The organism is Streptomyces ziwulingensis, assembly GCF_039542605.1.
Taxonomy (GTDB): Bacteria; Actinomycetota; Actinomycetes; order Streptomycetales; family Streptomycetaceae; genus Streptomyces; species Streptomyces ziwulingensis.
Genome location: NZ_BAABIG010000089.1, coordinates 1 through 19844, shown reverse-complemented (window position 1 = coordinate 19844; position 19844 = coordinate 1). Strand labels below are relative to the sequence as shown.

Genomic DNA, 19844 nt, shown 5'->3' with positions numbered 1-19844 from the left:
ATGGCACTTCCCGCCATCGCCCCCTATCCGCTCCCGGCGCCGGACGAGCTTCCCGCGAACCGCGTCTCCTGGACCGTGGACCCGGCGCGTGCCGTCCTGCTCGTCCACGACCTCCAGCAGCACTTCCTGGGCGCCTTCCCCGCCGCCGAGCAGCCGCTGACCGGCATGCTGGGCAACACCGCGCGCCTGCTCAAGGAGTACCGGCGGCTCGGTGTCCCGGTCGTCTACTCCGCGCAGCGTGGCGGCCAGACCCCCGAACAGCGCGGTCTCCAGCTCGACTTCTGGGGTCCCGGCGTCGCCGACGACCCGGAGCAGCTCGCCACGCCGGACGCGGTGGCCCCCGAGGCGGGGGACACGGTGCTGACCAAGTGGAAGTACAGCGCGTTCGTCCGCACCGAACTGGCGGATCTGATGCGCGAGCGGGGCCGCGACCAGCTCGTGATCGTCGGGGTGTACGCGCACATCGGTGTGCTGATGACCGCCGCCGACGCCTGGCAGCGGGACCTCCGGGCGTTCGTCGTCGCCGACGCCGTCGCCGACTTCTCCCGCGCGGACCACGACATGGCGCTGCGGTACGCGGCCGGCCGCTGCGCGGTCGTGACCACCACCGACGCTCTCCTGAAGGAGGTCTGACCATGGCGCTCACCCTTGAGCGAATGCGTACCGACGTGGCCGACTGCCTCGGCGAGGAAGCCGCGGACATCCCCGTCGACGAGAACCTGGTCGACTACGGCCTGGACTCGGTGCGGATCATGGCGCTCCTGGAGCGCTGGCGCCGCGAGCACGGTGTCAGCGCCGACTTCGCCGACCTCGCGGAGCAGCCGGCCCTGGCGGCGTGGGCCACCCTGCTGGGGGCGGCATGACCGCCCCCGCGGCCCCGGCGGTCCCCGCCCCTTCGGCCGCGCCCGCCGTCCTGCCGCTCACGGCGGCCCAGTCGGGCATGTGGTACGCCCAGGCGCTCGACCCGCTCAGTCCCGCGCAGAACACCGCCGAGTGCCTGGAGATCGACGGGCCGCTCGACCCGGAGGTGTTCGCCGCGGCGCTGCGCCGGGTGACCGGGGAGGCCGAGGCGCTGCGGGTCCGGGTCGCGGACACCCCCGACGGGCCGCGCCAGTACCTGCCGGAGTCGGTCGAACCGCCGCTGACCGTGGACCTGGCGAGCAGCCCGGCCGAGGCGGAGGCGTGGATGCGCGCCGACCTCGCCGAGCCGTTCGACCTGGCGGCCGGCCCGCTCTTCCGGCAGGCGCTGCTGCGCGTCGGCGAGGACCGGTGGCTGTGGTACCAGTGCGTCCACCACCTCGTGATGGACGGGTACGGCTACTCGCTGCTGGTGCGGCGCACCGCCGAGGTGTACTCGGCGCTGGCGCGCGGCGAGGAGCCCGCGCCGCGCGCCTTCGGGACCCTGGCCGGCCTGGTCGCGGACGACGCCGCCTACCGGGCGTCGCCGGCCTTCGAGGCGGACCGCGTCCACTGGTCCGAGGCGTTCGGCGACCGGCCGGAGGCGCCCCGCCTCGCGGGCCGCGGCGCGCTGCCGTCCCGTACGTTCCGCCGCCGCGGCGCCCACCTGTCGCCGGAGACCGGCGAGGCGCTGAAGGAGCTGGCGAGCCGGCTCCGCGCGACCTGGCCGGACGTGCTGATCGCCGCCCAGGCGCTGTACACCGCCCGGGCCACCGCCCGCGCCGACGTGGTCCTCGGCCTGCCGATGATGGGCCGCATGGGGTCGGTGGCACTGCGGGTGCCCGGCATGGTGATGAACGTGCTGCCGCTCAGGCTCGCCGTCTCCCCCGAGGCGACCTTCGCCGAGCTGGTGCGCCAGGTGGTCCTGGGCATCCGCGAGGTCCGCCGCCACCAGCGCTACCGCTACGAGGACATCCGCCGCGACCTGGGCCTGCTCGGCGAGAGCCGGGCACTTGTCGGCCCCCTGGTCAACGTGATGCCGTTCGACTACGGCGCCGAGTTCGCGGGCGTCCCCGCGCGGGCCCGGAACCTCTCCGCCGGCCCGGTGGAGGACCTGACGGTCAACATCTACGACCGTGCCGACGGCCGCGGTCTGCGCATCGACCACGACGGCAACCCCGCCCTGTACGAGGACGCCGACCTCGCCGCGCACCAGGAACGCTTCCTGCACCTGGTGGACCGGCTGGCCGACACCGACCCGCACCTCCCACTGGCCGTCCACGGCATCGCCACGCCCGCCGAACGGGCGCTGGTGGTCGAGGAGTTCAACCGCACCGAGCGGGCCCTGCCGCCGACCACCCTGATCGGGCCGATCGAGGCGCGGGCCGCCCGCACCCCGGACGCCACGGCCCTGGTCTTCGGGGACACGGCGCTGACCTACGCGGAGCTGAACGCCCGCGCGGGCCGGCTGGCGAGGCACCTGCAGTCGCTCGGTGCCGGGCCGGGCGCGGTGGTCGGCGTGTCGGTGCCGCGCTCGGTGGAGCTGGTCGTGACGCTGCTCGCGGTGCTGAAGGCGGGCGCCGCCTATCTGCCGCTGGACCCGGACTACCCGGCGGGGCGGCTGGCGTACATGCTCACCGACGCGGCACCCGTGTGCGCGGTCACCGACCGTGCCGACCGGCTCCCCGGGGACACCGGCACCGCCCTGGTCGTCCTGGACGGCCTGGACCTGTCCGGTCACTCGTGGACCGACCCGGCCCGCGCCCTCACCCCCGCGCATCCCGCGTACGTCATCTACACCTCCGGTTCCACGGGCCGCCCCAAGGGCGTCGTCGTGCCGCACCGGGCGATCGACAACCGGCTGCGCTGGATGCAGGCGGAGTACCGGCTGACCCCGGCGGACCGGGTGCTGCAGAAGACGCCGTCGTCGTTCGACGTGTCGGTGTGGGAGTTCTTCTGGCCGCTGCGCGAGGGCGCGGCACTGGTCGTCGCCGAGCCCGGCGGTCACAAGGACCCGGTGTACCTGGCCCGGCTGATCCGCGAGCAGGCGGTCACCACCTGCCACTTCGTGCCGTCGATGCTCCAGGTGTTCCTGGGCGCGCCGGAGGCCGCGGGGTGCGCGCAGGTGCTGCGCCGGGTGTTCTGCAGCGGTGAGGCGCTGCCGCGCGAGACGGCGTCCGCCTTCGCGCGGACCGTGCCGGGCGTCGGGCTGCACAACCTGTACGGACCCACCGAGGCCGCCGTCGACGTGACGTACCACGCGTGCGACGCGGCCGGTTCGGGGCCGGTGCCGATCGGGCGGCCGGTGTGGAACACCCGCCTGCACGTCCTGGACGCGGCTTTGCAGCCCTGCCCGCCCGGAGTGCCGGGCGAGCTGTATCTGGCGGGCGCGCAGCTCGCCGACGGCTATCTGGGGCGGCCGGAGCTGAACGCGACCCGGTTCGTCGCCGACCCGTTCGGACCGGCGGGTACCCGGATGTACCGCACCGGCGACCTGGCCCGCTGGACGGCGAAGGGCGAGGTGGAGTACCTCGGCCGCACCGACCACCAGGTCAAGCTGCGCGGACAGCGCATCGAACTCGGTGAGATCGAGGCGGCGCTCGCGGCCCGGCCCGGCGTGGACGGCGCGTGCGCGCTGGTCCTGGAGGACCGCCTGGTCGGCTGGGTCACGGGGGCGGCCGACCCCGCCGAGGTGCGGGCGGCGCTGGCCCGGGAGCTGCCGGAGCACATGGTCCCGGCGGCCGTCGTCGCCCTGGCGGCGTTCCCGCTCAGCCCCAACGGCAAGCTGGACCGCCGTGCGCTGCCCGCCCCGGTCTTCGCCGGCGGCACCGGCGCGCGGCCCTTCGCCTCCGCCCGCGAGGAGGCGCTGACCGCCCTGTTCGCCGAGGTGCTGGACGCGCGGCAGGTCGGTCCCGACGACGCCTTCTTCGACCTGGGCGGCACCTCGCTGCTCGCGGTGCGTCTGATGGGCCGGATCCGGGCGGAGTTCGCCGTCGAGCTGACCATCGGCTCGCTCTTCGAGGCGCCGACGCCCGCCGCGCTCGCGGCCCGGCTCGACACCTCGGCGCCCGCCTCCGACGACGCGCTGGGCGTCGTCCTGCCGCTGCGCGCCGAGGGGGATCGGACACCGCTGTTCGTCATCCACCCGGCGGGCGGCCTGGCCTGGTGCTACGCGGGGCTGACCGCGCGCCTGGGCCCGCGGCAGCCGGTGTACGGGCTCCAGGCCCGCGGTCTGACCGGCGAGGAGGCGCTGCCGGGCACGCTCCAGGAGGAGGCCGAGGACTACGCCCAACAGATCCGGGAGGTCCAGCCGCACGGCCCCTACCGCCTGGTGGGCTGGTCGGTCGGCGGGGTCCTCGCGCACACCGTGGCCGTTCTGCTGCGGGAGGCCGGCGAGCAGGTCGGGCTCGTCGCGCTGCTGGACGCGTTCCCCGCCGAACAGTGGCGGGAGCGGCCGGCGCCCGAGGAGGGCGACGCGCTCACCGCGGTGCTGCGGATGGCGGGGTTCGACCGCACCGGGGAACGCACCCGGCAGGACGTGCTGACCACCCTGCGCGCGGCGGGCAGTCCCCTGGCGGGGCTCAGCGCACACACCCTGTCCCGGATCGTCGACATCGTGCCGAACCACGCCCGCATGATGCGTGCGCACGAGCACCGCGCCTACGACGGCGACGTGCTGTTCTTCACGGCCGCGGCGCCGCGCGCCGAGGACTGGCTGACCTGGGAGGCGTGGCGCCCGTACGTGCGCGGGGAGATCGTCAACCACGATCTGGACTGCACCCATCCGCAGTTGATGCGGGACCGGTACCTGGACGGCGTCGCGGCCGTGCTGGCCGCCCGGCTGAAGGAGCTGGACGCGTGACCTGGTGCCGGCGAACGCGGGCGGACCGCGCTCGCTGTGGCCGGCCTGGCGGACCGTCCCGGCGGGCCGGACGGCCCGCTTCGGTCCGGCCCCGTACGGGGCGGACCGGGTGGAGGCGGGCCCGGGACGCGCCCGGTGACACCGCGCGCGCCGCTGCGCGACAGCGCCGGGCGGCGCCGGGTGGCGGCCGGCGCGGTCCGCGCCGGTGACGGGTCAGACGGACGTCTCCCGGTCGTGGCCGCCGAGGAGTTCGACGAGTCCGTCGGCCATCTCGGTGCGCCAGCAGAGATAGTCGTGACCGCCTTCGAACTCCCGGTAGGTGGAGTCCTCGTAGCCGAGGGCGGTGAGGGTGTCGCGGAGCCTGCGGGCGGCGGGCAGGGCCACCCATTCCTGCGTGCCGAAGGAGAGCCGGAAGCGCACGGGCAGCCGGGGCGTCCGGGCCAGCACCCCCGTCAGCCACTCCGCGTCGGGTCCGACGGGCCACCAGAACGAGCCCGACTGGACGAGGGCGTGGCCGAACCGGTGCGGGGCGGTCACGGCCGCGTAGGCGGCGGTGAGTCCGCCGAGGCTCTGCCCGGCGATCACGGTCCGCGCCGGGTCGGCGGTGAGGGGCAGGTGCCCGGCCGCCCAGGGCAGCAACTCGTCGGTGAGGTGGGCGACGTACTCGGGCCGGCAGGCCAGCTCCGTCCAGCGGGTCGGTTCGTCCACGGCCTCCGGCAGTACGGCGGCGACGGGCGGGATCCGGCCGTCCGCGATCAGGTTGTCCAGCAGGTGTGCCAGGCCCAGTCCGGGTCCCCAGTGCTCGCCGTCCAGCAGGACCAGCACCGGCAGCCCGTCCTCGGCGGGGGCCTCGGCGGGGGCTTCGCCGGGCGGCGTGTACAGCCAGACCCGCCTGCCGCCGCCCGGCCGGGTGCCCGGCATGAGGTGTCCGGTGAGCGTGCCCCGGGGTGTGCCGGGGCGGGGCCGCCAGTCGTCCGCGCGGGGTGCGGCGGGGAGTTCGGCGTACGGCACCGGCTCGCCGCCCCAGCGGCGCGGCAGCGTACGGGGGTTGAACGGGTCGGCCCGGTGCACCGCCCGCAACCGGCGCCAGCGGTCCGGCGCGTGGGGACCGGGGCCGGGGTCGGGGCCGGTGCCCTCGTCCACGTGCAGGTCGTAGGTGCCGCGCCAGTCGGCGCGCAGGCGCAGGGTCCAGTGCCACACGTCGGTACCGGGCACCCGTTCCATCAGATTGCCCTCGGGGGCGCGCGGGTCGCCCAGTTTGTTGGGCAGGACCTCCACGGCCCGGGTGGCCGGGGTGCCGCGCCACAGGAACGTCACCGCCCGGTGGTCGGCGCTGCCGCCCGGGTCGGGGCCGACCAGGGGGGTGCCGTGCCGGCGGACCTCCGCCCAGAACTCCTCGACGCCGTCCGGGCCGGGCAGCGGGCGGACGGGTGCGCTCAGCCGCGGGACGGGATGCGGGCGGGGCAGGCGGGGCGGACGGTTCGGGGCGCCTTCGGGCGGGCTGGCGAACAAGCCGTGTTGACAATCCATTTGACACTTCACGATCTCTAGCCTTAGGTTAGCCTTACCTTACTTGATCGCACGTCGCAGTCCGCGCCGGCCGTAGCCGCCCCCAGCGTGCTCATCTCCCTTTCCGTCCTTCGGTGACGGCCGCCTGCCAGGAGCAGCCATCATGACCTCTGACAGACCCGCTTCGCCCACCGGCGCCCGGCTGAGCCGGGTGGTCGCCCTGACCGCCGGCGCGACGCTGGGACTCGGCACCCTGTGTGCCGTCCCCCTGGCCGTGGCCGGTTCCGGCGGCCCGGACCTCACCGGTACGGTCGCCCTGGCGGCGGACGCCGTCGCCGCCCCCGCGGTCACGCTGGGCGCGACCTCCGTCAAGCCGGGCGGCGAGGTGCCGTTCACCGCCACCGGCTTCCCGGCCGGCGCCACGCTGAGCGTGAAGTTCGACGACGCGACGCTGCTCAGGCAGTTCACCGTCGGCGCCGACGGCAGCGTCTCGGACAAGGTGACGATCCCCGCCGACGCGAGTGCCGGCGGCGACCACTGGCTGCGGTTCCTGGCGCCGCAGACCAGCGTCCGGAGCGAGAGCCTCACGGTCGTGGCCGCCACCACGCCGACACCGACACCGACGCCGACACCGACACCGACACCGACGCCGACGCCCACTCCGACGCCGACCACGCCGGCGGCCGACCCGAAGATCAAGATCACCAGCGGCGCCGAAGTGGCCGCCGGCGGCAAGGTCTCCTTCGCCCTGTCCGGGTTCGTCAAGGGCCAGAACATCACGGTGAAGCTGGACGACGGCGAGATCCTCGACCAGTGGACCGGCGCGGTGAAGGCCGACGGGACCTTCGCGGGGAAGGTCACGATCCCCGCGTCGACCTCGGCGGGCGCGCACTGGCTGCGCGTCCTGGCGCCGGACCCGTCGACCAGCCTGAAGGCGGACCTCACGGTCACGTCCGCCGCGAGCGGCGGCTCGGGCGGGACCGGCGGGTCCACCGGAGGCTCCACCGGCGGCACGTCCGGCGGCTCGGGCGGTTCGGGCGGGACCGGCGGGTCCGCGGGCGGCAGTGCCGGCGGCTCCACCGGAGGTTCCGCGGGCGGTACCGGCACCTCCGCCGGCGCCTCCGCCACCCTCACCGCCGGCTCCCAGGTGGCCGCCGGGGGCAAGGTCTCCTTCCGGGTGACGGGCTTCCCCGCGAGCCGGCGGCTCACCGTCAAGCTGGACGACAGCGAGATCCTCGGCCAGTGGACCATCGGCTCCGACGGGTCGTACTCCGGCAGCGTCACGGTGCCCTCCGACGCCACCAAGGGCGCCCACTGGCTGCGCTTCCTCGCCCCCGACCCGTCCACCAGCCTCAAGGCCGGTTTCACCGTGACCTCCGGCACCGCCGCGGCCACCGGTTCCACGGGCACCGCCGCCGGGGGCACCGGCGCGTCCGGCACGCCCGTCCCCGCCGCCACCGGCGCGCCGGCCAGCGCCACCAACGACGCCGGGGCCAAGGCCGAGATCACCGCGAGCGAGGTGCAGCCCGGCGGCACCCTGCACTTCAAGGTCAGTAGATTCCCGGCGGGCAAGCAGCTCACCGTCAAGCTGGACGACGAGGCCATCCTCGACCAGTGGGACATCGACGCGAACGGGTCCTACGAGGGTGACGTGACCGTTCCCGCGGACACCGCCGCCGGCGCCCACTGGCTGCGCTTCCTGGCCCCCGACCCCGCCACCACGCTGAAGGTGGAGTTCACCGTCCTCGCCGCCGGGACGGACGCGGGCTCCTCCGTCGCGTCCTCCACCACCGCGCCCGACACGACGGAGAAGACCCTCGTGGCCGCGTCGCCGCAGGCCCCCGTCTCCTACGCGACCATCGCCTGGTCGGCCGCCGCCGCCGCGGCCGGCGGCGCGGCCGGAGCCGCCGCCACCACGCTGTACGTGGTGCGCCGCCGCTCCGCCGGGCCCGCGCACGCCGCGTGACCCCGACGCCCCCGGCGTCCCCTCAGACCACCTGCCCCTTATCTGTTCCGTTTCTGTTTCTGTTCCGTCCCACCCGCACCTCAGAACGAGGAGTTCCCCTCTCATGTCCTTCACCGGCACCCGCACCCACCGCCGCGCCGTGGTCGCCTCCTCCATCGCCGCGGCGATCGCCGCCGGCTCCACCCTGGCGCTCGCGGGCACCGCGTCGGCGCACGGCGACGCCTCCACGGTCACCACCGCGAAGCTCACCAAGGGCCTCTACCAGACGGCCTACTCCGAGCGGAACAACGTGCTCTGGGCCACCGCCGCCGTCGGCCGCCCCCCGGTCACCGAGTCCCACCTGCTGAAGGTCGACCCGAAGACCCTGCGGATCAAGTCGGACATCACCCCGCCCGTCACCGACACCGCCACCGGCGCCGTCGAGGCGGTCTACGGCGTGGCCGTGGACGACGAGCACAACACCGTCTGGACGACCAACACCCGCAACAACACCGTGTCCGTCTACAGCCAGCGCACCGGCGCGCACCTGGCCACGCTGCCGAACGTCAACCACGCCCGTGAGATCGTCGTGGACGAGAAGCACAACACGGTGTGGGCGAGCGGCTTCAGCGACGGCACGCTGGTCGCCTTCGACTCCAAGACCTTCAAGGAGACGGAGCGCGTCACCGTCGAAGGCTCCGGACCGACCGGCCTGACCGTCAACGAGAAGACCGGCACGCTGTACGCCGCCGACCTGAACAACGACCGGCTGATCGAGATCGAGCGGGGCTCCACGACCCCGGCCTTCATCCCGGCCGGCGACGGCCCGATCTCGGTGTCGCTCGCCAAGAACGGCAAGACCGCCTACACCGCCGACCAGACCTCGGGCACCCTGTCCGTGATCAACCTGAAGTCGGGCACGATCACCAAGTCCGTGGCGACCGGTGCGGGCGCCCTGTCGCTGGCCACCGACGAGCGCTCCGGCGACGTCCTGGTCGTCAACCGCACCGACGCCAACGTCACCCGCGTCGACGTGAAGACGGGCACCATCGAGGAGACGGTGGCCACCGGCGCCAACCCGAACCACGTCGAGGTCGCCGACGGCACCGCCTACGTGGTGGACAAGTCGGGTGCCGGCACGGCCGAGGACACCCTCACCAAGATCCGTCTGGCCCGCTGACGGCCCGCGGCTGACGGCTCGCGGCCCACGGCCCACGGCCCACGGCCCACGGCCAACAGCTCACAGCTCACAGCTCACGCGGGACATGGACCCGCACGGCTCGCGCGCGGGGCGCCGGCACCCTCCTGGGGCGCCGGCGCCCCGTCCCCCGTTTCCCGCCCCGTTCAGGCGAACCCGCCCGGCGCGGCGCGTGGCGGCGTCCCGCCCCGTCGACACCTTCACCGTGGAACTGCCGCTGATCCCTCCGATGCTCGCCACGCCAGGCGCCCTGCCGTCCGCCGCGCAGGACGCCCGCTGGGCCTACGAGACCAAGCAGGACGGGCAACGTGCGGTCGTCTACCTGCCCGGGGACGGCACGGTGCTGCTGCGCGCCCGCTCCGGCCAGGACATCACCGGCGCCTACCCCGAACTGCGGCCCCTCGCCGCCGCGCTGGGCACCACCCCCGCCGTGCTGGACGGCGAGGTGCTGGCGCTGGACGACCGGGGACGCGCGGACTTCCAGCTCCTGCAGTCCCGCATGGGCCTGGCCCACTCCCCCGGCCGGGCGGCGCACCGCGCGGCGAAGGCCCCGGCCCACCTGGTGCTCTTCGACGTGCTGCACCTGGGCGACCGCTCCCTGCTCCGCCTGCCGTACACCCGCCGCCGGGAGCGGCTGGAGGGGCTCGGTCTGGCCGGCCCGTCCTGGTCGACGCCCGCCGCCCTGGTCGGCCACGGCGAGCGGGCGCTGGCGGCCACCCGCGAGCACGGCCTCGAAGGCCTGGTCCGCAAACGGCTGGACTCGGTCTACGAGCCGGGGGTGCGGTCCCGGGCCTGGGTCAAGATCCGCAACATGCGCGGCGAGGACGTGGTGATCGGCGGCTGGCTGCCCGGCAAGGGGCGGCTCACCGGTCTGCCGGGCGCGGTGCTGGTCGGCCAGCGCGCCGGCGGCCGGCTGCGCTACGTCGGCGGGGTGGGCACCGGCTGGAGCGAGGCCGAGCGCACCGAACTGGCCGCGCTGCTGCGGGCCGCCGCCCGCGACGTCTGCCCCTTCGACCCCGTACCGGCGGTCCCGGGCGCGCACTGGGTGGCGCCCCGGCTGGTGGGTGAGGTCCGCTTCAGCACCCGGACCCGGGAGGGGATGCTGCGCCAGCCGTCCTGGCTGCGGCTGCGCCCGGACCTGGCGCCCGAGGAGTCGGCGGCCGACCTCCCCGACGACGCGGTGTGACCCGGCATCTGACGTTTCGTACGACGGGACATCGTGTTGTTGGGCTGTCCTTCACCGCGGATACGCCTGTGACCCCTTGGCCTGGTGCATGACAACAGGGATGCTGTGTTCCGGTTTCCCCCACAGCCGCCCGGCTGCGCCCGGACCTCCTAAGGAGGACGCAGTGTCGTCACGCATGTCCCGTACCCGCCGCGCGAGATGGCTCACCGCGCCGCTCGCCGCTCTCGCCGTCGTCGTCGCCTTCCCCGGCGCCGCCTTCGCCGCCCCGCCCCCGGCGCTGCCGGCCAACGCCGACAGCGCGGAGCGGACGTACCAGCCCGCCTTCGACTACGACACCGACGGGTGCTACCCCACGGCGGCCATCGGCCCGGACGGGACGGTCAACACCGGCCTCAACCCGACCGGCGCCCTCAACGGCAACTGCCGGGACGCCGTGGACCTGGAGAGCACCAACAGCTACTCGCGGGCCAAGTGCGACAACGGCTGGTGCGCCTACCTGTACGGCCTGTACTTCGAGAAGGACCAGGCGCTGCCCGGCAGCAGCCTCGGCGGGCACCGCCACGACTGGGAGCACGTCGTGGTCTGGGTGCAGAACGGCCAGGCGCAGTACGTGGCCACCTCCAACCACGGCTCGTTCACCGTGCACGCCCGCTCCGAGGTCCGTTTCGAGGGCACGCACGCCAAGGTCGTCTACCACAAGGACGGGATCAGCACCCACTGCTTCCGGCCGGCCACCTCGGGGGACGAACCGCCGGAGAACCACCGGGGGACCTGGCAGTACCCGCCCCTGGTCGGCTGGAACGGCTACCCGTCCGGCCTGCGCGAGAAGCTGAGCGGCTACGACTTCGGCAGCGCGAACTTCGGCCTGAAGGACGCCTCCTTCGCCTCCCATCTGGCGGCGGCCAAGCCCTCCGGCATCTCCTTCGACCCGAACGCCTGATCCGGCCCGTCGACACCCGGGAGGCGGCGGGCGGCACTATCGTGTCCGCATGCCGTCTCCGGAAATGATCCGTGTCGTCTCCCGCGACTCACCCATGGCGCTCGCCCAAGTGGCGCGCGTGCGCGAGGAGTTGGCGGTCCACTGCCCTGGGGTGCGCACCGAGGTGGTGCCGGTGCGGACCACCGGTGACAAGTGGCTCGGCGACCTGGCGCAGGTCGAGGGCAAGGGCGCCTTCACCAAGGAGGTCGACGCCGCGCTGCTCGCGGGCGAGGCCGACCTCGCGGTGCACTGCGTCAAGGACGTGCCCGCCGACCGGCCACTGCCGGCCGGCACGGTCTTCGCCGCGTTCCTCAAGCGCGACGACATCCGCGACGCGCTCGTCCACCCGGACGGACTCACCCTCGACACGCTGCCGGCCGGGTCCCGGATCGGCACCTCCTCGGTCCGGCGGGTCGCCCAACTGGCCGCCACGCACCCGCATCTGACCTGCGTGCCGTTCCGCGGCAACGCCAACCGGCGGCTGGCGAAGCTGGCCGCCGGGGAGGCGGACGCGCTGCTGCTGGCGGCCGCCGGCCTGGAGCGCATCGGCCGCACCGACGTGATCAGCGAGCTGCTCTCGCCCGAGGCGATGACGCCGCCGATCGGCGCGGGCATCCTCGCCCTGCAGTGCCGTGAGGGCGACACGCGGCTGATCGAAGCGGTCAGCGCACTCGGCGACCCCGACACCCACCGGGAGGCCACCGCCGAGCGGATGTTCCTGCACGTCCTCCAGGGGCACTGCAACAGCCCGATCGCCGGGTACGCGCGGGTGGACGGCGGCGGCGAGCTCTCCCTGCGGGCCTGCGTCTTCACCCCGGACGGCAAGACCCGGCTGAACGCCCACGAGTGGGCCGGCCGACTGGATCCCGCCACCCTCGGCACCTCGGTCGCCGTGGCCCTGCTGCGCCAGGGCGCCCGCGAGATCATCGACGGCATCCCGCACTGACCCACCGCGTCACGGACGGCCCGGCCCCGGCCCCCCCCAGCGCCGGGGCAGAGGGCCGGGGGTCAGGCGGTGCCTTCCTCCGCCTGCTCGCGCAGGAAGGCGCTCACCTGGTGCGCGAGCCCCTCACGCCCGGGTGCCGCGGGCGCGCCCACGGCCGCCTCGGCCAGGCCGACGCCGCCGGCCCACAGCTTGCGGCCGGTCCACTCCTCGTCGACCCGCAACTGCACCTGGACGTCGAGCTGGGTGAGCTGCGCCTCGGCGCCGGCCGCGTACAGCACGGCGGTGGCCCGGCGCAGCGGATAGACGTCGAAGCCCTCGATGAACTGGGAGTTGCGCCAGTCGAGGAAGGCGCCCTCGCCGTCGGGGCCGATCCGCACGTCGAGCTGGCCGTCCTCCAGGTGGACACCGAAGAACCGCTCACCGCGGTTCTCGACGGTCACCCGGACCCGGAAGTACGTGAGCCCCTCCGCGGCCTCGTCCCGGCCGCGCGGCGGCTCGGCCCGCTCGACACGGTGGACGCGGACCCGCAGTCCGGGGTGTGCCTCGTACTCCTGCCAGTCCCCGACCACGTTCGGCTCGTACACGGTGCACCTCTCGACCTCTTGAAGCTGCTTCCTACCTGTGTGTTCAGTGCACTGTCAAATGAGCGGAATACGCCGTGGCCAGGGAGTTCGTCCCGTTCGGCCGATGATCAAGCGCTGCCCAGGCACGATCCGCCGACGCCGGGCGGCGGGACCGGCCGGGGCGTGCCGCACATCACGTCCGCCACCCGCGGCCGCCCTCGCGCGGACCCGTGACGAGTGCGCGCGGGAGCCATCCGTGTGGACATGTCCGCATATACGGGGGATTGTTTTGACATCAGCTCTGCGGGGCACGCCGAGGTCGGCCGGTCCCCCGGAGCACCCCTGCTGAGGGAGGTGCGCCTCATGCGTAGCGACCGCCGGACCAAGCCGCATCCGCACGACGACGCCCCCGACACCCGCGCGGCCTTCGAACGGCTCGCGAAGCTGCCCGAGGGCCCGCAGCGCCAGGCACTGCGGGACGAGCTGATACGGGTCTGGCTGCCCATGTCCGAGCGGATCGCGGTCCGCTTCCGGGGCCGCGGCGAGAACCTGGAGGACCTGTACCAGGTGGCGGCCCTCGGGCTGGTGAAGGCCGTCGACCACTACGACCCCGCGCGCGGCCACGCCTTCGAGGCGTACGCCGTGCCGACCGTGACCGGTGAGATCAAGCGCCACTTCCGCGACCACATGTGGACGCTGCACGTACCGCGCCGGGTCCAGGACCTGCGCAACCGGGTGCGGCGCGCCTCCAAGGAGCTGGCGCAGACCATCCCCGGGCGCGCCCCCACCGTCGAGGAGATCGCCGCACACGCGCACCTGACGCCGGCCGAGGTACGGGCCGGCGCGGAGGCCCTGGAGTGCTTCACCGCGCTGTCGCTGGAGGCGGAGCTGCCCGGGACCGACGGCTACGCCCTCGGTGACGCGATCGGCGGCCCGGACCCGGCCTTCGACACGGTGGTCGACCGGGTGGCCGTCGCGCCCTGTCTGCAGGCCCTTCCGGAGCGTGAGCGCACCATCCTCTATCTGCGTTTCTTCCAGGGAATGACGCAGAACCGCATCGCCCAGCAGCTCGGCATCTCGCAGATGCACGTCTCCCGGCTGCTCAGCGGCTGCTTCGCCCAGTTGCGGGAGGAGATCCTCACCGAGGAGACACTGACCGAGGCGCAGTGAGCGCCCGGTGGCCCCGCCGCGCCGCTCAGCGTTCGGGCCCGGAGCCCGGTATCCGCACCGGGCCGTGCCGGTCCAGGGCGTCCTCCAGCGCGGCCCGGATCTCGGCGGGCATCGCTCCGGTGCGCCCCCAGACGAGGATCAACTCGGCCACGCTGCGGAGTTTGACGTTGGTGTGCTGGGAGATCTCCTTCAGCACCGCCCACGCCTGGTCGGGCGCCACCCGGCCGAGCGCGACGACCATGCCGATCGCCTGGTCGACGACGGCGTGCGAGACGACCGCCTCCTTGAGCTGCCGCACCTGCTCCCGCAACTCGGCCATCCGCTCCGCGCAGGCGCTGTCGCCGTCCCTGTCGCCGTCCATGCTCACCTCCGGGTGCGCCGGGTGGCCGGCGCGTCCCTCGTCGTCACTGTCCGCCCCGGCCGCCACTGGTCCGTCCGGGGCGAAACGGCGCCCTTACGCTGCTCTTGCCGGGGTACTCGGTGCGCGGACTCAGCGGTTCCGGCCGGACACTGGTAGGGAACCGGTGGCTGCCGGTGGACGAGACCCAGGACGCGACTGCCATGAACCACGACATGCCCTCCTCCCCCGCTCGCGCGAAGAACGTGCTCTCCACGCGCTCCGTGTTCGGAGCTCCCTGCTGGGTGAGTCTCACCAGCCGTGACCTGAAGGCCACCGAGGAGTTCTACTCCGCCGTGCTGGACTGGCAGTGGCGGCCCGCCCGGCTCGGTGACCGCTTCCGGATCGCGCTGGCCGACGGCGCGCCGGTCGCCGGGATCGCCGCGGTCGCCTCCATGTGGCAGATGGCGGTGGCCTGGACGCCGTACTTCGCGGTGGTCGGCGCGGACCAGGCGGCGGCGCGGGTGCAGGAGCGCGGCGGGACCGCCGCGGTCGGGCCGATCTCCCTGCCGCCGGGCCGGGCCGCGCTGCTGGCCGACCGGGACGGCGCCACCTTCGGCATCTGGGAGGGAGAGCTGTTCACCGACTGGGACACCTGGCGGCGCGTCCAGCCCGCCTTCCTCAAGCTGCACACCCGGGACGCCTTCGACGCCGCCATCTTCTACGGCGAGGTCCTGGACTGGGCCACCGGCAAGCCGGGCGCCTGCGAGGTCGACTACGAGGGCGGCGAGGTGGTGCTGCGCAGCAACCACGACGTGGTGGCACGCATCGAGTCGGGCGCCCTCGGGGCGGCGCCGGACCCGACCATCCGGCCGCACTGGCAGGTGCACTTCTTCGTCGAGGACACCGACGCCTGCGCCCGCTCCGCGCAGTTGCAGGGCGGCACCGTGCTGTCCCAGGCCGAGGGGGAGGCCGTGCTGCGGGACGCCGACGGCGCGCAGTTCACGGTGACCGCGCGCCGCGGCCGCTGACCTCACGGGCGCACCGGCCGGAGCGGGCTCACCGGCCGGCCCGCGACGGCCGGGAGAGCAGCACCAGGCTGCGCGGCTCCACGGTGAGCGTCGTGGCGGCCTTGTGCTCGGCCTCGTCGGGGGTTCCCTCGGGTTCGGCGGTGTCGATCAGGGTCGTCCACCGCTCCCCGTAGACGGTGCCCGGCAGGTGGAAGGCGGCCGGTTCCCAGTGGCTGTTGAGCAGCAGCAGGAACGAGTCGTCGCTCACCGGCCGGCCGCACGGGTCCGGTTCGGCGATGGCGTCGCCGTTGAGGAAGACCCCGACCGCGTGCGCGTCCGGGCGCCGCCAGTCGTCGTCGGTCATCTCCCGTGCGTCCGGCCGCAGCCAGACCAGGTCGGGCAGCGGCCGGTCGGCGCGGGTCGCCGTCTCGCCCCGGAAGTGGCGGCGGCGGCGCAGCACCGGGTGGGCGGCGCGCAGCGCGATGAGCTGCCGGGTGAAGCCGAGCAGCCCGCGCTGCTCCTCGTCCGGCCGCCAGTCGAGCCAGGAACTCTCGTTGTCCTGGCAGTAGGCGTTGTTGTTGCCGCCCTGGGTGCGGCCCAGTTCGTCGCCGTGGCAGAGCATCGGGATGCCCTGGGACAGCAGCAGGGTGGCGAGGAGGTTGCGTTGCTGCCGGCCGCGCAGCTCCAGCACGGCCGGGTCCTTCGTCTCGCCCTCGACGCCGCAGTTCCAGGACCGGTTGTGGCTCTCGCCGTCCGCGTTGCCCTCCCCGTTGGCCTCGTTGTGCTTGTCGTTGTACGACACGAGGTCGCGCAGGGTGAAACCGTCGTGCGCGGTGACGAAGTTGACGCTGGCCCGGGGCCGGCGCCGGCTGTGCTGGTACAGGTCCGAGGAGCCGGTGAGCCGGGAGGCGAACTCGCCCAGCGTGTGCTCCTCGCCGCGCCAGAAGTCACGTACCGCGTCCCGGTACCTGCCGTTCCACTCCGACCACAGCGGCGGGAAGTTGCCCACCTGGTAGCCGCCCTCGCCGACGTCCCAGGGCTCGGCGATCAGCTTCACCCGGCTGATCACCGGGTCCTGCTGGATCAGGTCGAAGAAGGCGGAGAGCCGGTCCACCTCGTGGAACTGGCGGGCCAGGGTGGCCGCGAGGTCGAAGCGGAACCCGTCGACGTGCATCTCGGTCACCCAGTACCGCAGCGAGTCCATGATGAGCTGGAGCACGTAGGGGTGGCGCATCAGCAGGCTGTTGCCGGTGCCGGTGGTGTCGTAGTAGTGCTGCCAGTCGCCGTCCACCAGGCGGTAGTACGAGGCGTTGTCGATGCCCCGGAAGGAGAGGCTGGGGCCGTTCTCGTTGCCCTCGGCGGTGTGGTTGTAGACCACGTCGAGGATGACTTCGAGCCCGGCCGCGTGCAGCGTCCTGACCATCGACTTGAACTCGGTGACCTGCTGGCCGCGGGTGCCGCGGGCGGCGTAGTCGTTGTGCGGCGCGAAGAAGCCGATGGTGTTGTAGCCCCAGTAGTTGGACAGCCCGCGGTCCTGGAGGACGCCGTCGTGCACGAACTGGTGCACCGGCATCAGCTCCACGGCACTCACGCCGAGGGAGGTCAGGTGCTCCACGACCGCCGGGTGGGCGAGCCCGGCGTAGGTGCCGCGCAGTTCCGCGGGGACCTCGGGGTGGGTCCGGCTGATCCCGCGCACATGCGTCTCGTAGATCACGGTGTCCGCGTACGGGCGCCGGGGCGGGCGGTCGTCGCCCCAGTCGAACCAGGGGTCGGTGACCACCCCGAGCATGGTGTGCCCGGCGCTGTCGGCCGAATCGGGCCGGTCCCCGGCCCGTTCCAGCAGCGAGGGGTGGGTGTCCGTCCGCCCGTCCACCGCGCGGGCGTACGGGTCGAGGAGGAGCTTGGCCGGGTTGCAGCGGTGGCCCAGCGCCGGGTCCCAGGGCCCGTGCACGCGGTAGCCGTAGCGCTGGCCCGGCCCGACGCCGGGCAGGTAGCAGTGCCACACGAAGCCGTCGACCTCGGGCAGCGGGACACCGCGGTGACTGCCGTCCTCGTCCACGAGGACCAGGTCCACACCTTCGGCGACCTCGCTGAACAGGGCGAAGTTGGTGCCCTGTCCGTCGTGGACGGCGCCCAGCGGATAGGGGTCCCCGCTGCGGACGGGCGTGCCCTTCCACTTCGGCCTCCTGGTGGTCACCGGGTTACCTCCAGGATGCCGTCGCGGCCCGCGCCCAGAGGGGCGGCGAGCCGGGCGACGGGCAGGATCTCGCGCGGCACCTCGAGCCCTTCCCGGGTGATCGGGTTCGGGGTGGTCGCCACCAGCGGGACGCGCTCCCCGGCCCGGGCGCGCTGCGAGAACCAGATGACCTTCGCTCCGGTCTCGGCGGCACAGCAGCCCCAGCCGTCGCTGTTGGCGGCGAGGTGCTGCAGGCAGGTGCGCAGGTCCAGGTCGGGGCGGAGCCCGTGGTCGTGGCCGGCCACGGCGGTGATGAGATGCTGGCGGGTCCACCACATCTCGATCGAGGTGTTCTTGTCGCTCGCGTGCTCGTAGATCGCCCGCAGCAGCATCTCGGCGCCGCCGCACACGGGTTCCACGAGGTTCTCCAGGTTCCAGAACCGGAGGTGAGCGGCCAGGATGCGCCTGACCCGTCCGACCCGTTCCGGGCTCACTTCCACATCCAGGTGGTAGTAGCAGGTCACTGCGGTCTTCATCGTCGTCGGCTCCTCACCGCGAAGCTCCCGCTCCTCCTCGCCCCTGGCGGGACGAGCCCCGAACGCGAAGCGTGAGCGTTCATCGCTTCTGAGTGACTCCAGCGTGGGAGCGATAGTCCATTCGTGCAACACGAGGGACCCGAGTGCCGCCCGTGACCTGGTGGGACCGCGTGGTTGAAGATCCAACAGGACGCGGTGTGACCACCCGTGCACCATGTGTGAAGAACTCGATCGCCCGTGAACGGCCCCGCGCCCCTTTGCCGCGCGGTCGCCGCCCGAGGGTCGGGAACGCGCCCATCGAGTCCCGGAAGGGAACGGCACCATGCTGCTACCTGCGAAAGCCGAGGTCTCCCGGCAGTTGCGGCGTTACCGGGCCTGGGAGCGGATGACGCTGGCCGCCCCCGCCGACCTGTCCCTCCGGGCCACCTTCGAGGACTCCGGCTACACCCTGTGCGTCCTGATGGGTGAGCGCTGCGCGCGGGAGGCCGCCGACGCCGCCGAAAGGTATCTGCGGGCAAGCATGATCGACGAGGTGCGCGACCGGTCCCGTCCGGCGGGACGGGGCGCGGAGGTCATGGAACGTGTGGCGGCGGACCGGATGGCCCCGGTGGGGAGCGTCGCTCCCGCCGGCGCGGTGGTGTGATGCCCGGCCGGGCCGCGGGTCCGGCTTCGAGCGACGACGGAGGTGAGGACCGATGAGTACGGCTCCGGAGATCGGGCGCGTCCCGGTGCGTGACGTCCACCCGGCGGTGGAGGGCGGCCGACGCCCGGCGAAGGCGGTGGTGGGTGAGACGTTCGAGGTCACCGCCACCGTGTTCCGGGAAGGACACGACGTGGTGGCGGCGGGCGTCGTGCTGGAGGACCCCGGGGGCCGCCGCGGCCCGTGGACGCCGATGCGGGAGCTGGTGCCCGGCACCGACCGGTGGGGCGCGCGGGTCACCCCGACCGCCCCGGGCCGCTGGAGCTACCGGGTGGAGGCGTGGAGCGATCCGGTCACCACCTGGCGCCGTCAGGCGCGGATCAAGGTCCCGGCGGGGATCGACGCCGGTCTCGTCCTGGAGGAGGGGGCGGAACTGCACGAGTGGGCGGCGGCGGGCGTCCCGGACCGCGCCGGGCGCGCCCTGGTGCGGAGCGCCGCGGCGGTGCTGCGCGACGACACGCTGCCGGTGCCCACCCGGCTGGCGGCGGCGTTCACCCCCGAGGTGGAGGCGGTCCTCACCCGCCATCCGCTGCGCGAGCTGGTCACCTCCTCCGCGCCGATGCCGCTGCTGGTGGAGCGGGAGCGGGCGCTGTTCGGCNATCGCCGCGATGGGCTTCGACGTGGTCTACCTGCCGCCGATCCACCCCATCGGCACCACCCACCGCAAAGGCCCCGACAACACCCTCACCGCCACCCCCGAGGACGTCGGCGTGCCCTGGGCGATCGGCTCGCCGGAGGGCGGTCACGACGCGGTCCACCCCGACCTGGGCACCATCGAGGACTTCGACCACTTCGTGCGCGAGGCGCGGAGCCTCGGGATGGAGATCGCC

Annotated in this window: 16 protein-coding genes and 1 pseudogene; 12 read left to right on the top strand and 5 right to left on the bottom strand. The window is 73.9% G+C overall.

The annotated features are described in order from the left end of the window. The 3 genes from ABEB00_RS33020 to ABEB00_RS33010 are packed head-to-tail and all read left to right on the top strand — an operon-like array spanning position 1 to position 4759. Positions 1-633, top strand: coding sequence for an isochorismatase family protein (locus ABEB00_RS33020; protein WP_345624384.1), 633 nt, complete (start codon positions 1-3; stop codon positions 631-633). Between the two features lie 2 nt (positions 634-635). Then, on the top strand, positions 636-863 hold the full coding sequence (locus ABEB00_RS33015; RefSeq protein ID WP_345624383.1) for a phosphopantetheine-binding protein: 228 nt from the start codon (positions 636-638) through the stop codon (positions 861-863). Continuing rightward, complete coding sequence (locus ABEB00_RS33010) at positions 860-4759, top strand: amino acid adenylation domain-containing protein (protein WP_345624382.1); 3900 nt, start codon at positions 860-862, stop codon at positions 4757-4759. Before ABEB00_RS33015 ends, ABEB00_RS33010 begins: the two co-directional genes overlap by 4 nt. Positions 4760-4972: 213 nt before the next feature. Here ABEB00_RS33010 and fes read toward each other — a convergent pair whose 3' ends face one another. After that, positions 4973-6271, bottom strand: coding sequence for an enterochelin esterase (gene fes, locus ABEB00_RS33005; RefSeq protein ID WP_345624381.1), 1299 nt, complete (start codon positions 6269-6271; stop codon positions 4973-4975). A gap of 160 nt (positions 6272-6431) precedes the next feature. Between fes and ABEB00_RS33000 the strand changes: the two genes are divergently transcribed. The 5 genes from ABEB00_RS33000 (at position 6432) to hemC (ending at position 12522) form a co-directional block, all read left to right on the top strand. Continuing rightward, positions 6432-8234, top strand: coding sequence for a hypothetical protein (locus ABEB00_RS33000; protein WP_345624380.1), 1803 nt, complete (start codon positions 6432-6434; stop codon positions 8232-8234). Between the two features lie 103 nt (positions 8235-8337). Then, positions 8338-9393, top strand: a complete 1056-nt coding sequence (locus ABEB00_RS32995; RefSeq protein ID WP_345624379.1) for a YncE family protein — start codon at positions 8338-8340, stop codon at positions 9391-9393. Between the two features lie 223 nt (positions 9394-9616). Next, a complete protein-coding gene (gene ligD / locus ABEB00_RS32990; protein WP_345624536.1) occupies positions 9617-10597 on the top strand; it encodes a non-homologous end-joining DNA ligase in 981 nt (326 codons plus the stop codon). A gap of 163 nt (positions 10598-10760) precedes the next feature. Then, the gene (locus ABEB00_RS32985) at positions 10761-11537 is read left to right on the top strand and encodes an NPP1 family protein (protein ID WP_345624378.1); all 777 of its coding nucleotides are present in this window, start codon (positions 10761-10763) and stop codon (positions 11535-11537) included. A 49-nt stretch (positions 11538-11586) separates the two neighbouring features. After that, a complete protein-coding gene (gene hemC / locus ABEB00_RS32980; RefSeq protein WP_345624377.1) occupies positions 11587-12522 on the top strand; it encodes a hydroxymethylbilane synthase in 936 nt (311 codons plus the stop codon). Positions 12523-12584: 62 nt separating this feature from the next. Here the strand turns inward: hemC and ABEB00_RS32975 are convergent, their stop codons facing one another. Next, positions 12585-13106, bottom strand: a complete 522-nt coding sequence (locus ABEB00_RS32975; RefSeq protein ID WP_345624376.1) for a hypothetical protein — start codon at positions 13104-13106, stop codon at positions 12585-12587. 342 nt (positions 13107-13448) lie between these two features. Between ABEB00_RS32975 and ABEB00_RS32970 the strand changes: the two genes are divergently transcribed. Continuing rightward, positions 13449-14255: a SigB/SigF/SigG family RNA polymerase sigma factor gene (locus ABEB00_RS32970; protein ID WP_345624375.1), complete on the top strand. Its 807-nt coding sequence runs from the start codon at positions 13449-13451 to the stop codon at positions 14253-14255. A gap of 25 nt (positions 14256-14280) precedes the next feature. Here ABEB00_RS32970 and ABEB00_RS32965 read toward each other — a convergent pair whose 3' ends face one another. After that, positions 14281-14616 (bottom strand): ANTAR domain-containing protein, encoded by a 336-nt coding sequence (locus ABEB00_RS32965; protein WP_345624374.1) that lies wholly within the window; start codon positions 14614-14616, stop codon positions 14281-14283. A 200-nt stretch (positions 14617-14816) separates the two neighbouring features. On the opposite strand from ABEB00_RS32965, the gene ABEB00_RS32960 reads away from it, so the two are divergent. Next, positions 14817-15623, top strand: coding sequence for a VOC family protein (locus tag ABEB00_RS32960; RefSeq protein ID WP_345624373.1), 807 nt, complete (start codon positions 14817-14819; stop codon positions 15621-15623). A gap of 28 nt (positions 15624-15651) precedes the next feature. Here the strand turns inward: ABEB00_RS32960 and glgX are convergent, their stop codons facing one another. Both glgX and ABEB00_RS32950 read right to left on the bottom strand, forming a co-directional pair. Further along, entirely contained in the window at positions 15652-17799 is a 2148-nt protein-coding gene (glgX, locus tag ABEB00_RS32955) for a glycogen debranching protein GlgX (RefSeq protein ID WP_345624372.1), read from the bottom strand. After that, entirely contained in the window at positions 17796-18314 is a 519-nt protein-coding gene (locus ABEB00_RS32950) for a pep a2 (RefSeq protein WP_345624371.1), read from the bottom strand. Before ABEB00_RS32950 ends, glgX begins: the two co-directional genes overlap by 4 nt. 322 nt (positions 18315-18636) lie before the next feature. Here ABEB00_RS32950 and ABEB00_RS32945 point away from each other — a divergent pair, with 322 nt between their 5' ends. Together ABEB00_RS32945 and ABEB00_RS32940 are read left to right on the top strand one after the other, a co-directional pair. After that, positions 18637-18957 carry a DUF5133 domain-containing protein gene (locus ABEB00_RS32945; protein WP_345624370.1) on the top strand — a complete coding sequence of 107 codons (321 nt, stop codon included), beginning with the start codon at positions 18637-18639 and terminating at the stop codon, positions 18955-18957. A 52-nt stretch (positions 18958-19009) separates the two neighbouring features. Next, a pseudogene (locus tag ABEB00_RS32940) lies at positions 19010-19844 on the top strand (maltotransferase domain-containing protein); the annotation flags it as partial.

Bases quoted from the DNA above. Each gene is read 5' to 3' on its own strand.
- ABEB00_RS33010 (WP_345624382.1), top strand. From the start codon at position 860: ATGACCGCCCCCGCGGCCCCGGCGGTCCCCGCCCCTTCGGCCGCGCCC.
- ABEB00_RS32965 (WP_345624374.1), bottom strand. From the start codon at position 14,616: ATGGACGGCGACAGGGACGGCGACAGCGCCTGCGCGGAGCGGATGGCC.
- ABEB00_RS32945 (WP_345624370.1), top strand. From the start codon at position 18,637: ATGCTGCTACCTGCGAAAGCCGAGGTCTCCCGGCAGTTGCGGCGTTAC.
- ABEB00_RS32995 (WP_345624379.1), top strand. From the start codon at position 8,338: ATGTCCTTCACCGGCACCCGCACCCACCGCCGCGCCGTGGTCGCCTCC.
- ABEB00_RS33015 (WP_345624383.1), top strand. From the start codon at position 636: ATGGCGCTCACCCTTGAGCGAATGCGTACCGACGTGGCCGACTGCCTC.
- ABEB00_RS33000 (WP_345624380.1), top strand. From the start codon at position 6,432: ATGACCTCTGACAGACCCGCTTCGCCCACCGGCGCCCGGCTGAGCCGG.
- ABEB00_RS32950 (WP_345624371.1), bottom strand. From the start codon at position 18,314: ATGAAGACCGCAGTGACCTGCTACTACCACCTGGATGTGGAAGTGAGC.
- ABEB00_RS33020 (WP_345624384.1), top strand. From the start codon at position 1: ATGGCACTTCCCGCCATCGCCCCCTATCCGCTCCCGGCGCCGGACGAG.
- hemC (WP_345624377.1), top strand. From the start codon at position 11,587: ATGCCGTCTCCGGAAATGATCCGTGTCGTCTCCCGCGACTCACCCATG.
- ABEB00_RS32970 (WP_345624375.1), top strand. From the start codon at position 13,449: ATGCGTAGCGACCGCCGGACCAAGCCGCATCCGCACGACGACGCCCCC.
- ABEB00_RS32960 (WP_345624373.1), top strand. From the start codon at position 14,817: ATGAACCACGACATGCCCTCCTCCCCCGCTCGCGCGAAGAACGTGCTC.